This is a genomic window from Streptomyces lomondensis, from assembly GCF_014651035.1.
GTDB classification, from domain to species: domain Bacteria; phylum Actinomycetota; class Actinomycetes; order Streptomycetales; family Streptomycetaceae; genus Streptomyces; species Streptomyces lomondensis.
On the sequence record NZ_BMWC01000004.1, the window covers coordinates 481513 to 495189 of the forward strand.

Below are 13677 nucleotides of genomic sequence, written 5' to 3' on the forward strand. Positions count from 1 at the left end.
GCCCGCCGTAGGTGAGGTAGCCCTCGACGGTGCATGTGCGGTTGCTCTTGTTCGTGAGCGCCACTAGGGCCTGTCCTTCTGGATGGTGATGTCCGCCTTGAGGTGTGCCGAGCGGCAGTGCGGGGCCCGCACCCCTGCGGGGGACGGGACGGCGGAGGCGCGCGTCGCAGCAGCCCGGTCGGCGCCGCTGCCTTCGGTGGCCTCCTCGGTGTTCCCGCATCCGATCGCGGTCATGGCGAGCAGGGGGCGAGGACCAGCCGTGCCAATTTCGTCGTGCCTTGAGCAAGGACACGCATGTTTTCTCCTGAGATGGCCGGCGTATTCCTTGCAGCCCTGCCCAGGCAAGGTCGGCTTTCAGTGCCGATTGCTTCTCACGCGGCGACAACCACGCCTTCAGCCCATCAGGTGTGGGCAGGTTTTGTACAGAGGGCTGTGAGGTGCTGGGGCGCCCAGTGGTTGCGACGCTGTCTTGAAAGTCCTCGTTCTTCCACTGGACGGTAATCAAATGGCCCGTAGAAATCCGCTCCTGGTCGTGGACGGCTCCGGTCTCACCCCCGACATGGTCCAGATGGTGGCCCGTACCCCCGGTGCGCGGGTCACGTTCGACGAAGCGGCCCGGGAAGGGACGACGGGTCCGTGACCAGCTCTTACGACAGAACGTGCCGATCTACGGTGTGACGACGGGGTTCGGGGACAGCAATACCGAGCAAGTCGCCGCGGAACGTGCCGGGGGTTTGCAGGAGCACCTCCTTCAGTTCCTGCTGTGTGGCACCGGCCCGTGTGTCCCGGACGAGGTGGTGCGGGCCACGATTCTGATTCGGGCCAACTGCCTGGCCAGGGGTGTCTCGGGAGTCCGTCCCAGCGTCGTGGAGCAGTTGCTGGCCCTGTTGGAACACGACGTGTTGGCCCTGGTGCCGGAACACGGCTCGGTCGGTGCCAGCGGCGATCTGATCCCCCTGGCGTATGTGGCCCAGACACTCACCGGCCACGGCGACGTCCTGCATCGCGGCAGGCGTACCTCTGCTTCTGCTGCTCTTGAGCGGGTTGGGCTTGCCCCACTGGCCTTGGAGGCCAAGGAAGGGCTGGCTCTGGTCAACGGCACCTCGTTCATGTCGGCCCTCGCCTGCCTCGCCCTGGGCCATGCTCATCTGATCGCCGATGCCGCTGAGGCCGCCACCGCTCTGGCCGTGGAGGTCCTGTGCGGCAATACCGGGCACTATGACGACTTCCTGCAGGCCCACAAGCCCCACCCCGGCCAGCGAGCCAGTGCGCAGGCCATCCGTGCGAGGCTTTGCGGTTCCCGACTCGCCGTCGACCCTGTGCAGGTCCGCACGAGGACGCCGGATCTGGGCGGCCGTCCGCACCAGCATCTGGACCATGATGTGCAGGACCGCTACAGCCTGCGCTGTGCCCCCCATGTCATCGGTGTGCTTCGTGACACGCTGGCATGGGCCGGGCGCTGGCTGACCGTTGAGATCAATTCTGCCGATGACAACCCGCTCTTCGACGCCCAGGATGTGGCGGTCCACAGCGGTGGCAATTTCTACGGCGGTCATGTCTGTCAGGCCATGGACGCACTCAAAACGGCTGTCGCGAGCGTCGCCGATCTGCTGGACAGGCAGCTTGCACTGCTTGTCGACGGCCGTTACAACCGCGGATTGCCCGCAAACCTCGCCCCAGGCGACACCGGCGGGGCGGCCGAGGCGGGGATGAACCATGGTTACAAAGGGGTTCAGATCGCCTGTTCGGCGCTCACCGCAGAGGCACTCAGGCGTACGGCGCCGGCTGCGGTGTTCTCCCGCTCGACGGAGGCCCACAACCAGGACAAGGTGAGTTTGGGGACCCATGCCGCCCGTGACGCAAGGGACGTCACCGAACTCACTGTGGCCGTCCTTGCGCACCACCTGCACGCTGCCTGTCAGGCTGCCGACCTGCGTGGCCCTCACCTGCTCTCACCTGCCGGCCGTGCACTGCACGCCGCCGTTCGCACCGTCGCCGGTCCTCTGGCCGGCGACCGCCCGCTGGCCGGAGAACTGGCGGCTCTCGCACGCCACCTCAACCATGCTCAGGAGCCGCTGGGCCGGCCGTGCTGAAGGCCCGGCCGAGCGGCTGCGGAGCGTCTCCGTTCGGCGGTTGTCAGCTGGTGGAGCACCTGGCCTGGACTTACGCTCCCCGAAGGAGACCTATACGACGGAAGGTCCCGCATGCTCGACTCCGCGCATTCGTCGCTCTTCGATTGGCCGTTGCGACTGTTCCAGCGGGCATCGAGATCCGTACCTGCCTATGCCGCCTTCCTCCAGAGCCGGGGATTCGATGCCCGTGCCGTCTCGGAGCCCGCAGACTTCAGCCGGGTACCGGTCACCAGCAAAGACGACTACCTGCGGGCGTACCCGCTGTCCGATCTGTTGTGGAGTGGCGACTTTTCCGGTGTCGGGGTGCTGGCTGCCAGTTCCGGATCGAGCGGCACCCCGTTCTACTGGCCGCAGAACGACCTCAGCCGCCAAGAGGCCATGCGGCTCAATGAGCCCCTATGGGAGACCTTCGACTGCCGCAGCCGCTCCACCTTGTGCATCATCACCTTCGCTATGGGCACGCACGTGGCTGCCACTTATGAATTGGGCGCAATCACCGGCCTGACACAGCGCGGCTACCGGCTCACGGCCATCTGCCCCGGCATCGATGTGGACGAGAGCGTCACGATCCTGCGGGACCTTGCTTCCGGATTCCAGCAGACGGTCATCATGGGCTACCCGCCGATCGTCAAAGACGTGATCGAGGCCGCAGCCGACGTCGCGCTGGATACCTTGAACCTGCGTCTGGTTTTCTCCGGGGCTACTCCGAACACTGGCGTGACATGGTCCACCGAGCAGCGCACATCACCGACCCCCTCACGGGCTCGCTCGGTATCTACGGCACAGCCGACGCCGGTATCATCGGCGTCGAATCACCGCTGACGGTGTACATCCGTCGTCTCGCCGCGAAAAGCCCGCACGTACACAGCACGGTGTTCCCCGGCGCCAGTACACCGCCCGCTTTCGTAGAGTTCGATCCCGCTCTTCGCCATGTAGAAGAAATTGACGGGCATCTCATCCTCAGTGCGCGCAGCGGGTTGCCACTGGTCCGCTACCGCATCGGCGACACCGGCCGGGTGATGACCATGCGCGAACTCACGCAGGCGATGAGGCAGTGCGGCCAGGAACTGCCCGCAGACCTCACTGCGTCATCCAGCGGCCACTTCATCGCGCTCCACGGACGCACCGACGTGGTCTGCACGTTCTACGCCCTCAACATCTACCCCGACAACATCAAGGCCGGGTTGGAGAACCCGGACATCGAACATGAGATTTCAGGCAAGTTCGTCCTGGCGGTGGAGCAGTCGGACGGCGGCGACCAGCAACTGCGCCTCACGGTGGAACTGCGCCCCGGTGCGAACGATTGCCACCGGCTGCGCGAGCGCGTCACACAGGCCGTCATGCAGGCGCTGCGGCAGACCAACGCCGAGTACCGGCATCTGGAGCGAACCCAGCCCTCCCGCTGCGTCCCCGACATCGTCCTGCTTCCCCACGGCGATCCGGCCTTTGAGATCGCCGTCAAACACCGGTGGATCTCCTCATGACCGCGTCGCCGCAACCAGCCTCCCGCGTGCGACTGTTCGACGCTTCCTCCACCGGGGAGATGGCAGCCTTCCGGATGCTGCGCGCGTCGGGGAAGGTCGACAGTGCGGTCGATGCCCTTCCACAGCTGATCGAAGAACTCTTCCACGTCGAGTTCCCCTTCCTCTCGACGGACTCGCCCTTGAACCGACTGCCGTCCTCGGTCTGCCATCTGGGTCTGCCCAAGACGAGGATCTGTGCCGAACGCGTGTGGGAGCTGAACCCTTTCCAGCGTGTGGAGACCTTCCACGGCCTCACCGCCGAGACGATCGAGGCGTTCCTCGGCAACGGTGGGGACCGCCTGGACCTTCTCATCGAAGAAACGGACGACATCCATATGAAGATCCACGCCCGTTTCGCAGCGCGCGCCCGGCGCATCCCGGTCCTCATGGCGACCGACAACGGCGACAACACCTTGCTCGATGTGGAGCGCTTCGACCTCGAACCGCGCCGGCACCTGTTCCACGGCGCGGTGGAGGAAAACCGTCTGCGTCGGGTACCCCGCCATCCCTCGCATGCCGAAAAGGTAGCCCTGGCCTGCCTGCTGGTGGGATCCGGCATCACCCCACGCATGCAGCTGTCGCTCCAGCAGGTGGGGACGCGCTTGACCGCCTGGCCGCAGCTCGGTACCGCCGCTGCCCTCTCGGGCGTGGCCCTGGCCTATGCCGCCCGACGCATCCTCACCGGACAGCTCATGCCATCCGGCCGGTACACGGTCGACCTCGATGCGCTCCTGGACGCCGAGTACCAGACACCGCGTGCTGTCGACGAGCGGACACGCATCAACACCGAGTACGTCACGAGTGTCCGTTCGCGGCCCGACGATGGGGGATCACCTCGCAGCTCATGCAGGTGGCCCAGGTGCCCGGCAGCCGCACGGTGGCCACCCTGCGCCTCACCGAGGGCCCGGCCACGAGGGACGAGCGCCTCTACCGAGCCATCTGGCAGCGCCGCACCGACCGGGGACCCTACGCTCCCCTGGTGCCGCCTCCGTGGCTGCAATCCGGTGCGTTCTCAGACACCGCCACCGGCACCCGGACCTTCCTCATCACCGAACAGGCCGCAGTGAACAGGATCGCAGCGCTCGTGTGTTCGGGGATGGCCACCGTGCTGACGCTGCCCGCCATGCGCCGAGAGCTTGCAGAACTGCTGCACTGGAGCGGCGAGGCCGCCCAGACCGGCATGGCCGTAGAAGCACTGTTCCCCGACGCCGACCACCAGGACATGCCCGCGCGGCAGTGGTTCCTGACCCACGCCGACCCCGAGCGAACCGCCGAGCGGCTCCGCCATGTGTATGCGGTCTCCCCCGGCCTGCTGGCAGTTGTAGCGACCCGGGCCGACGACCCAAGAGCGTGGTGTGACGCCGGCCGGGCCGCCTACCGGCTTCTCCTGCGTGCCGCCGCCGACGGGCTGACGCACGACATCAACGCCGGACCCGTGGAAATCCCCACCCTGACACCCCAACTGGCAGCTGAGCTGGAACCCGGCTGGCGACCCCAGGTACTTCTGCGCATCGGACGCCCCAGCAGCCCCTCCCACACGACTCCTTCCGTACGCAGAACCATTCAGCTCCGGTGACAAGTCGCGGACGACTGGGGTGACCACTGCCACCCTTCTGCAACGACCCTTTAGTCGCGTACGGTGACGCGCTCCGCCTCCTTCGGGGTGGACGTGGCGACCACGACCGACGGCCGGTCCCGCCGGGTCCGCAGGCCGGTGAGGGTGATCAGCAGGCCGGCGAGGGCGATGAGCGTCACCACCACCAGGCCGGGCCGGTAGCTGTCGAGGACGGCCTGCGGGGAGGCGGCGCCGCCCTCGGGGGAGTCCGCGGTCACTACCGCCGTCACCACGGCCAGGAAGATCGCGCCGCCCACCTGCACCGAGGTGTTGAGCAGCCCGGAGACCATGCCCTGCTCGTGGTCGTCGACGCCGTTGGTGGCCTGGATGTTGAGCGAGGGGAAGACCAGGGCGCAGGCCGCGCCGATGAGCAGCATGCTCGGCAGGATCACCGCGGCGTACACCGGGGCGAGGTCGACGCGCAGGAACAGCGCGTATCCGAGGACCATGAGCGCGAAGCCGACCGCGATCAGCCGCTGGGTGCCGAACCGGTCCACGATCGCGCCCACCTTCGTCGAGGACGCCGCCACCAGCACGCCCGCGGGCAGGAAGGCGAGCGCGGTGTGCAGCGCCGACCAGCCGAGCAGGGACTGCATGTAGAGCGTCGCGAGGAACTGGAAGCTGACGTAGGAGCCGAAGAAGGTCATCGCGCCGAGCTGGGCGCGGATCTGGCTGCCGGAGCGCAGCACACCGAGCCGGATCAGCGGACCCGCCGAGCGGCGCTCGACCAGGACGAACACGGTCAGCAGCACGGCCACGGCAAGGAAGGACAGCAGCGTGCGGGCCGACGCCCAGCCGGCCTCCGGTGCCTGGACGACGGTGAAGACCAGCAGCAGCATCGACGCGGTGCCGAGGACGGCGCCGGGGAAGTCGTAGCCGTTGTGGTCCTTCTCCCGTTCGCTGCGCGGCAGCAGCTTCAGGCCGGCGACGAGCGCGATCAGGGCGATGGGCGCGGGCAGCAGCATGGTGAGGCGCCAACTGGCCTCGGTGAGCAGGCCGGACAGGACCAGGCCCATGGAGAAGCCGGTGGCCGCGCAGGTGGTGTAGATGGCCAGCGCCCGGTTGCGCAGCGGGCCCTCGGGAAATGTCGTGGTGATGATCGACAGGCCGGCGGGGGCCGTGAAGGCCGCGCTCAGGCCCTTGATGAAGCGGCTGGCGATGAGCAGCGGCCCGGAGTCGACGAGACCGCCGAGCAGCGAGGCCAGTGCGAAGACGCCCAGCGCCACCAGGAAGACCTGGCGCCGGCCCAGCAGGTCGGCGGCGCGGCCGCCGAGCAGCAGCAGACCGCCGTAGCCCAGGATGTAGCCGCTGATGATCCATTGCAGCGCGGAGGTCGACAGGCCGAGGTCGGCGCCGATGGACGGCAGCGCGACGCCGACCATGGACACGTCGAGGGCGTCGAGGAACATCGCGGCGCAGAGCACCAGCAGGGTGCCCCACAGTCGGGGAGTCCAACGCCCTTCGGACGTCGGCGAGGTGAGCGGAGAGGTCATGCCGAGAGACTACATGCGCATGCATGTGATGCAAGCGCATTTAATTCAGGTGCAACAATCTCGGTTTCTCTGTTACGGTGCGGCCCATGGCGGCGAAGCAGGCCGAACAGGCGCTCGTGGAACGGTGGCGGGGCATTCTGGCGCTGCACGCGCGCACGCAGTGCGAACTCGACCGGGCGCTGCACGGCCACGGCCTGTGCGCCAGCGACTTCGAGGTGCTCGACGTCCTGGCCGCGGGCCGGGCTCCGAAGGGCACCGCGGCCTACCGCGTGCAGGAGATCTCCGAGCGGGTGCACCTCAGCCAGAGCGCGCTGTCCAGGCTGATCGCGCGGCTGGAGAAGGAAGGGCTCGTGGAGCGCTGCATGTGCCCCGAGGACCGGCGGGGCGTGAAGGTCTCCCTCACGGCGAAGGGACGCGCGCTGCACCGCGAGGTGCTGCCCGTGCAGCGCGCGGTGCTGGCGCGGACGCTGGCGGACGACTGAGCCCGGTCAGATCCCTGACGTCTCCCGCCACAGCTCCGCGAGCGCCCGATCGCCGGTGACCGACGGCAGGGGAGCCCTGTTCCACAGCGCCAGGTACAACTGGTCGGCAGGGCCGGACAGTTCGCACTCGGCGTCCCCGGACGCGCCGCGCGTGGTCACGGGCGGCTCCTCGGACAGCCGTACGGTCCACACCGCGTCGGTGTCGTCCGTGCGGACCCGCAGGACGCGCGGTTCGGGGGTGCGGACCCGGCTCTTGGGGCGGGCGTGGAAGCCGCGCAGCAGTTCGTCGATGCCGTCGGTCGCGAAGTCCGGGGCGAGGGCGGTCGTACCGCCCCCGCGTGCGGACTCGGCGTCCACCCGGTGCACGGCCGTCTCGTGCGCCTGCCGCCGGGTCCAGAAGGCCGGCGGGGACGGCGCGGGCAGGAAGGCCCAGCACTCCACGTCGGGCCGGGCGTCGGCCAGCACGCCGACGAGGTGGCGGTGGCCGGCGCGGTACCAGGCCACGAGCTCCGCGCCGTCGATGCCGGTGGGTTCGACCAGCGGGCGGCGCTCGGTGTACCCCTCGGTCACGTACGCGGCGGCCCAGCGGTGCACCGCGCCCGTGTGCCGCAACAGATCGCGCACCTGCCACCCCGGGCACGTCGGCACCTTCGCGTCCGTGCCCGCCTCCTCGGCGGCCGCGGCCAGCAACGGGCCCTCTGCCTCCAGCACTTGAAGCAACTCGGCGGTCTCCATGGCCCCGAGTCTGCCGCATGGAGCACGCTCCAAGCACCGGCAATTCCAGGGCCCGCTACGGCAGCGGCGTACCGCCCGTCGCGTTGACGATCTCGGCGGTGATGTACGACGCCTCCTGCGAGGCGAGGAAGACGTACGCCGGGGCCATCTCGGCCGGCTGCGCGGGGCGCCCGATCGGCGCCTGCTTGCCGAACGTCTGCGTGTCCGGCATGGTCGACGGGATCAGCGGCGTCCACACCGGGCCCGGCGCCACCGCGTTGACGCGGACGCCCCGGTCGATCACCATCTGCGCCAGCCCCTGCGTGAAGGTGACGATCGCGCCCTTCGTCGTCGCGTAGTCCAACAGGTGCGGACTGGGCTTGTACGCCTGCACCGACGTGGAGTTGATGATGCTGCCGCCCTCCGGGATGTGCGGCAGGGCCAGCTTGCACAGCCAGAACATGCCGTACAGGTTGGTGCGCATCACCCGGTCGAACTGCTCGGTGGAGATCGCCTCGATGCCCTCGGGCTGCGACATCTGGTACGCCGCGTTGTTCACCAGGACGTCGATCCGGCCGAACTCGTCCACGGCACGGCCGATCAGCGCCCGGCAGTTCTCCTCCTCCCGTACGTCGCAGGAGACGGGCACGGCACGCCGTCCGGCCTCCTCGACCAGCCGGGCGGTCTCGGCGGCGTCGTCCTTCTCGTCGTCCAGATGGGTGAAGAGCACGTCGGCTCCCTCACGGGCGAACGCCAGGGCGACCGCGCGGCCGATGCCGGAGTCCCCGCCGGTGATCACGGCCTTGCGGCCGTCCAGCCGGCCGCTGCCCCGGTAGGACTCCTCACCGTGGTCCGGGGGCGGGTCCATGGGCCCCGTCCAGCCCGGGTGCGGCTGGTCCTGGGAGGGAAACTCCGGGGTCGGGTGCTGCTTGCCGGGGTGCTGCTGTTCGCTCACGGGTCTGCCTCCTTGTTCCATGGCTACGGCCCGGTGATCGCAACGGGCGTGGCCACGGGTACCCCGGAACACGGCAGTGCCGATCAGCCGACCGTGGGTGGATCGCCGGACCGCGGCGAACGGGCTTCCGGCCCCGAAGATGCCGGCGTGCGCGCGCCGGACCCCGCGGCCGCTTCTCTCAGCCCTCTGCCGCCCGCCGCGTCGCCGCGCCCACCAGCGCCCCTACGGCCGCCGCCACCGCCGCGAGCACCGCCACGCTGGTCAGCGCGGCCGGCAGGGTGAACCAGTCCGCCATGAAGCCGATCGCGGGCGGGCCGAGGAGCATGCCGCCGTAGCCCAGCGTGGAGGCCGTGGCGACACCGCTGGGGCCGGCGAGCGCGCCCGCGCGTTCCACGGCGACGGGGAAGAGGTTGGCCAGGCCGAGGCCCGTGACCGCGTAGCCGAGCAGGGCCGCCCACAGGGAGGGGGCGAGCGAGCCGAGCAGCATGCCGGCCGCCGCGGTGGTGCCGCCGGCGACGACGGTCCGGGTCCGCCCCAGGCGCTCCAGGAGCGTCGTGCCGGTGAGCCGCCCCACGGTCATGGCGAGCGCGAAGCAGGAGTAGCCGGCGGCCGCGGCGCCCGGCGAGGCGTCCAGGTCCTGTTCCAGGTGCAGGGCGCCCCAGTCGGCCAGCGCCCCCTCCCCGTACGCGGTGCACCCGGCGATCACCCCGAAGACGATCACCAGCCACCGGGTCCGGCCGTCGAGCCGGCGAGGGGCGCCGCCCCGCTCGGTCCGCTCCCGCTCGGGCGGCGCCGGGGGCTCGTGCCGCAGCAGCGTGGGTCCCGCCCCGGCCGTCACCAGCAGGCCGACGACGGTCAGCAGCACCAGGTGCCGGGTGGGCGAGAGGGACCCCGCGACCAGCCCGCCCAGCCCCGCGCCGATCATGCCGCCCAGGCTGAACGCGGCGTGGAAGCTCGGCATGATCGGCCGCCGCAGCGCGGTCACCAGTTCGACCGCGGCGCTGTTGAAGGCGACGTTGATCCCGCCGTACGCGGCGCCGAAGAGCAGCAGGACCAGGCCGAGCGCCAGGGCCGAATGGGTGAGCGGGGGCAGGGCGACGCTGAGGGAGAGCAGGACGGCGCAGACGACGGTGACCCGGTGGTTGCCGTAGCGGCGGCACAGGCGTCCCGTGAGGGTCATGGTGACGACGGCCCCGGCGGAGACGCCCAGCAGGGCGAGCCCGAGGGCGCTGGCCGAGGCGCCGGTCTGTTCCTTGATGGCGGGGATCCGGACGACCCAGCCGGCGAAGACGAAACCGTCGAGGGCGAAGAAGACGGTGAGCGCGACACGGAGTCGGGTGAGGGAGTTGCCGTTGCCCGGCACGGCACTGTGCGTTCGGGTTTTGTTTATTCGCGGCACAAAGTCAGGCTAGGTGGGTGCGGGGGCGAGGACAAGGTGCGACGCTGGGACGAGACCTATCCGCCGAGGGAACTCGGGAGGGCGCATGGGACGGGACGTGCCGGCCCTGGTGTTCACACGGGAGGACCGCCGTCGCTACCGGGAGAAGATGCACGCCGATCTCGAGGTGCTGGCGCGGATGCTGCGCGAGTCGAGCTTCGAGAGCGAGCGCCCCCGGGTCGGGCTGGAGATCGAGCTCAACCTGGTGGACGACGAGGGGTTTCCGGCGATGCGGAACACCGACGTGCTCCGGGCGATCGCCGACCCCGCCTGGTCGAGCGAGCTCGGCCGCTTCAACCTGGAGATCAACATCCCGCCCCGGCAGCTGACGGCCGGCGGCCCCGGCGCCTGGGAGCAGGCCATCCGGGACGCGCTCAACCACGCCGAGGACCGCGCCTCCGCCGTGGGCGCCCACCTGATCATGGTCGGCATCCTGCCGACCCTGGGGGAGCCCGACGTGAGCGAGGCCGCCCTCTCCGGCGACCCGCGCTACCGGCTGCTCAACGAGCAGATCTTCGCGGCGCGCGGCGAGGACCTGCGGATCAGGGTCGACGGCGTGGAGCGCCTGTCGACCTACGCCGACACCATCACCCCCGAGGCCGCCTGTACCAGCACCCAGTTCCACCTCCAGGTCGCCCCGAAGGAGTTCCCGCACTACTGGAACGCGGCCCAGGCCATCGCGGGCGTGCAGATCGCCCTGGCCGCCAACTCGCCCTTCCTGTTCGGCCGGGAGCTGTGGCGCGAGACCCGCATCCCCCTGTTCGAGCAGGCCACCGACACCCGCCCCGAGGAGATCAAGGCCCAGGGCGTGCGGCCCCGGGTGTGGTTCGGGGAGCGCTGGATCACCAGCGTCTTCGACCTCTTCGAGGAGAACGTCCGCTACTTCCCGGCCCTGCTGCCCCTGTGCGAGGACGAGGACCCGCAGCAGGCGCTCGACAGCGGCGGAGTGCCGCAGCTGGGCGAACTCACCTTGCACAACGGCACGATCTACCGCTGGAACCGCCCCATCTACGCCGTCACCGACAGCGGCCCGCATCTGCGCATCGAGAACCGGGTCCTGCCCGCCGGCCCCACCGTGGCCGACATCATCGCCAACGGCGCCTTCTACTACGGGCTCACCCGCGCCCTGGTCGACGAGGACCGGCCGGTGTGGACGCGGATGTCCTTCTCGGTCGCCGAGGAGAACCTGCACACCGCGGCCCGCGACGGCATCGACGCCCGCCTGTACTGGCCCGGGGTGGGCGAAGTGCCCGCCACGGAACTGGTGTTGCGGCGCCTGCTGCCCCTCGCCCACCGGGGCCTGGAGCTGGCCGGCATGGACGACGCCTGGCGCGAACCCCTGCTGGGCATCATCGAGCAGCGCTGCGTCACCGCGCGCAACGGCGCCGTGTGGCAGGCGGAGACGGTCCACCACCTGGAGAAGGCCGGCGTCTTGGACCGGAGCGAGGCGCTGCGGCAGATGACCCGGACGTACATGGACTACATGCACATGAACGCGCCCGCGCACACTTGGCCCGTGGACTGACGCGCTCACGCGGGAGTGGGCGTGGCCTGGCCCCTCCAGTCCTGTGCCGCCGTCAGCGGCACGGGCGCGGGCACCTGGGCCGACGTCGTCAGCTCGATCCGCCGTCCCTCGGCCGAGGAGCGCAGGAGGGCTGTCATCGCGTCCAGCACGTGGAGGGCGACCTCGCCGTTCGCGCGCCGCCCGTCGGCGGAGAGGAAGTCCAGCAGGCCGACGCCGCGGGCGCCGTCCTCGTAGCCCGCCGACGCGGGCAGGGCGCGCCACCGCGTGTCGCCGAGCGCGTGGAGGCGCACCTCGCCGTCGAAGCGGTTCGGGTCGGGGACGGCGAGGGTGCCCCGCTCGCCGTGCACCTCGATGGGGGCGGCCGTGGTCGCCACCCCGTCGAAGCTCGTCGTAAGGGTCGTCAGCGTCCCGTTCATGTGCTCCAGCACGCCCGAGACATGACTGTCCACCTCCACCGGTATGCGCTCGCCCGCGCGGGGGCCGGACCCGATGACACGCTCCTCGCGCAGCCGGCCGGCCGCCCCGATCACGGCCCGCACCGGGCCCAGCAGGTGGATCAGGGACGAGAGGTAGTACGGGCCCATGTCGAGCAGCGGGCCGCCGCCGGCCGTGTAGTAGAAGTCCGGGTGGGGATGCCAGCGTTCGTGGCCCGGCGTGACCATCACGGCCGAGGCGAACAGCGGGCGTCCGATGCTCCCCGATGCCACGGCCGCCCGCGCCGTCTGAACTCCCGTGCCCAGCACGGTGTCCGGCGCGCATCCCACACGGACGCCCGCCCGCGCGGCGGCCGCCATGACGGCCCGGGCCTCTTCCAAATCCGCCGCCAGGGGCTTCTCCCCGTAGACGTGCTTGCCGTGGCGGATCGCCCCGAAGGCGATCTGGGCGTGGGCCGCCGGCGTGGTGAGGTTCAGGACCGTGTCCACGTCCGGGCTGCCCAGCAACTCCTCGACCGACAGCGCCTGGACGCCGGGCAGTTCAGCGGCGACCGCGGCCGACCGGGAGGCGTCGAGGTCCGCGACCGCGGTGACGCGCACGGCGGGATGACCGGCCAGCGTGTCCAGGTACGCGCGGGAGATGACCCCGAGCCCTACGACGCCGATGCGGTGCGCGTCGCCCACAGCATGCCCCTCTCGATGATGGTGCGGACGGTGGGGTTCTCCAGTACGTCGACGCTGTGCCCCGGTGTCGTCACCACGATCCGCCCGGCGCCCCACCGGCGGGTCCACACCGCCGGCGAGGTGACCGGCCGGTGCCAGGGCTGCCACGGCCGTGCCGGATGCGTGGTGGTGGCCAGGACGTCGATGAGGTCGTCGTGCAGCACCCAGTACTGCTCGGTGTCCAGCTCGAAGTCCGCCAGGCCGGCGGTGACGGGGTGCTCCCGGCCGGCCTCGGTGAAGGCGATGGTGTGCGGCAGGAAGTTGTCCGCCGCCTCGCCCCGACGCTCGCAGGGTTCCTTGCCGGGGTGCGAGGCGAACTGGCCGCCCACCAGGTGGAGATAGTCGGCGCAGGCACGGAACGAGTCGGCGATGCCGCCGTGCCAGCCGGTGAAGCCGGTGCCGGCCACGACCGCGGAGCTCAGTCCGGCCAGCTGCTCGGACGTGATCTCCGACATCGTGACGCACTGGACCACGAGGTCGGTGCCGGCCATCTCGGCGGTGTCGGCGTAGACGTCGGTCGACTCCTCGACCCGGACGACGTATCCGTTGTCCCGGAGGAAGGGCAGGAACAACTCCGTGGCCTTGACCGGCTCGTGGCCTTCCCAGCCGCCTCGGACAACCAGGGCTCTCTTCTGCGTCATCG

At 70.2% G+C, this 13677-nt stretch carries 15 protein-coding genes; 8 read left to right on the forward strand and 7 right to left on the reverse strand.

Features of this window, described 5'->3' with window-relative positions; all coding sequences use genetic code 11:
• Positions 1 to 63 precede the first annotated feature (63 nt).
• Positions 64 to 234 (reverse strand): hypothetical protein, encoded by a 171-nt coding sequence (locus IE255_RS17340; protein WP_190051165.1) that lies wholly within the window; start codon positions 232 to 234, stop codon positions 64 to 66.
• A 271-nt stretch (positions 235 to 505) separates the two neighbouring features.
• On the opposite strand from IE255_RS17340, the gene IE255_RS39920 reads away from it, so the two are divergent.
• The 6 genes from IE255_RS39920 to IE255_RS17365 all read left to right on the forward strand — a co-directional run bounded on the left by IE255_RS39920 (position 506) and on the right by IE255_RS17365 (position 5231).
• The gene (locus IE255_RS39920; protein WP_267974572.1) at positions 506 to 640 is read left to right on the forward strand and encodes a hypothetical protein; all 135 of its coding nucleotides are present in this window, start codon (positions 506 to 508) and stop codon (positions 638 to 640) included.
• A gap of 19 nt (positions 641 to 659) precedes the next feature.
• Positions 660 to 2093, forward strand: a complete 1434-nt coding sequence (locus IE255_RS17345) for an HAL/PAL/TAL family ammonia-lyase (protein WP_229906452.1) — start codon at positions 660 to 662, stop codon at positions 2091 to 2093.
• Positions 2094 to 2204: 111 nt separating this feature from the next.
• Positions 2205 to 2954 (forward strand): phenylacetate--CoA ligase family protein, encoded by a 750-nt coding sequence (locus IE255_RS17350; protein ID WP_190051167.1) that lies wholly within the window; start codon positions 2205 to 2207, stop codon positions 2952 to 2954.
• Entirely contained in the window at positions 2855 to 3616 is a 762-nt protein-coding gene (locus tag IE255_RS17355) for a phenylacetate--CoA ligase family protein (protein ID WP_190051168.1), read from the forward strand. Before IE255_RS17350 ends, IE255_RS17355 begins: the two co-directional genes overlap by 100 nt.
• Positions 3613 to 4722: a nitroreductase family protein gene (locus tag IE255_RS17360; RefSeq protein ID WP_190051169.1), complete on the forward strand. Its 1110-nt coding sequence runs from the start codon at positions 3613 to 3615 to the stop codon at positions 4720 to 4722. The genes IE255_RS17355 and IE255_RS17360 overlap by 4 nt, the downstream gene beginning before the upstream one ends.
• 56 nt (positions 4723 to 4778) lie before the next feature.
• A complete protein-coding gene (locus IE255_RS17365; RefSeq protein ID WP_190051170.1) occupies positions 4779 to 5231 on the forward strand; it encodes a hypothetical protein in 453 nt (150 codons plus the stop codon).
• Between the two features lie 50 nt (positions 5232 to 5281).
• Here IE255_RS17365 and IE255_RS17370 read toward each other — a convergent pair whose 3' ends face one another.
• On the reverse strand, positions 5282 to 6763 hold the full coding sequence (locus IE255_RS17370) for an MFS transporter (RefSeq protein WP_190051171.1): 1482 nt from the start codon (positions 6761 to 6763) through the stop codon (positions 5282 to 5284).
• An 86-nt stretch (positions 6764 to 6849) separates the two neighbouring features.
• On the opposite strand from IE255_RS17370, the gene IE255_RS17375 reads away from it, so the two are divergent.
• On the forward strand, positions 6850 to 7245 hold the full coding sequence (locus tag IE255_RS17375; RefSeq protein ID WP_190051172.1) for a MarR family winged helix-turn-helix transcriptional regulator: 396 nt from the start codon (positions 6850 to 6852) through the stop codon (positions 7243 to 7245).
• Positions 7246 to 7251: 6 nt separating this feature from the next.
• On the opposite strand, the gene IE255_RS17380 is transcribed toward IE255_RS17375, so the two are convergent.
• From IE255_RS17380 to IE255_RS17390, 3 genes are all read right to left on the reverse strand, one after another.
• A complete protein-coding gene (locus tag IE255_RS17380; protein ID WP_190051173.1) occupies positions 7252 to 7980 on the reverse strand; it encodes a maleylpyruvate isomerase family mycothiol-dependent enzyme in 729 nt (242 codons plus the stop codon).
• Between the two features lie 55 nt (positions 7981 to 8035).
• Entirely contained in the window at positions 8036 to 8935 is a 900-nt protein-coding gene (locus IE255_RS17385; RefSeq protein ID WP_372487554.1) for an SDR family oxidoreductase, read from the reverse strand.
• A 157-nt stretch (positions 8936 to 9092) separates the two neighbouring features.
• Positions 9093 to 10277 (reverse strand): MFS transporter, encoded by a 1185-nt coding sequence (locus IE255_RS17390; RefSeq protein ID WP_190051175.1) that lies wholly within the window; start codon positions 10275 to 10277, stop codon positions 9093 to 9095.
• Between the two features lie 121 nt (positions 10278 to 10398).
• Between IE255_RS17390 and IE255_RS17395 the strand changes: the two genes are divergently transcribed.
• Positions 10399 to 11877 carry a glutamate-cysteine ligase family protein gene (locus IE255_RS17395; RefSeq protein WP_190051176.1) on the forward strand — a complete coding sequence of 493 codons (1479 nt, stop codon included), beginning with the start codon at positions 10399 to 10401 and terminating at the stop codon, positions 11875 to 11877.
• A gap of 5 nt (positions 11878 to 11882) precedes the next feature.
• Here IE255_RS17395 and IE255_RS17400 read toward each other — a convergent pair whose 3' ends face one another.
• Positions 11883 to 12995 (reverse strand): Gfo/Idh/MocA family protein, encoded by a 1113-nt coding sequence (locus IE255_RS17400; RefSeq protein ID WP_190051177.1) that lies wholly within the window; start codon positions 12993 to 12995, stop codon positions 11883 to 11885.
• Positions 12965 to 13675 carry a ThuA domain-containing protein gene (locus IE255_RS17405; RefSeq protein WP_190051178.1) on the reverse strand — a complete coding sequence of 237 codons (711 nt, stop codon included), beginning with the start codon at positions 13673 to 13675 and terminating at the stop codon, positions 12965 to 12967. The genes IE255_RS17400 and IE255_RS17405 overlap by 31 nt, the downstream gene beginning before the upstream one ends.
• Positions 13676 to 13677 lie beyond the last annotated feature (2 nt).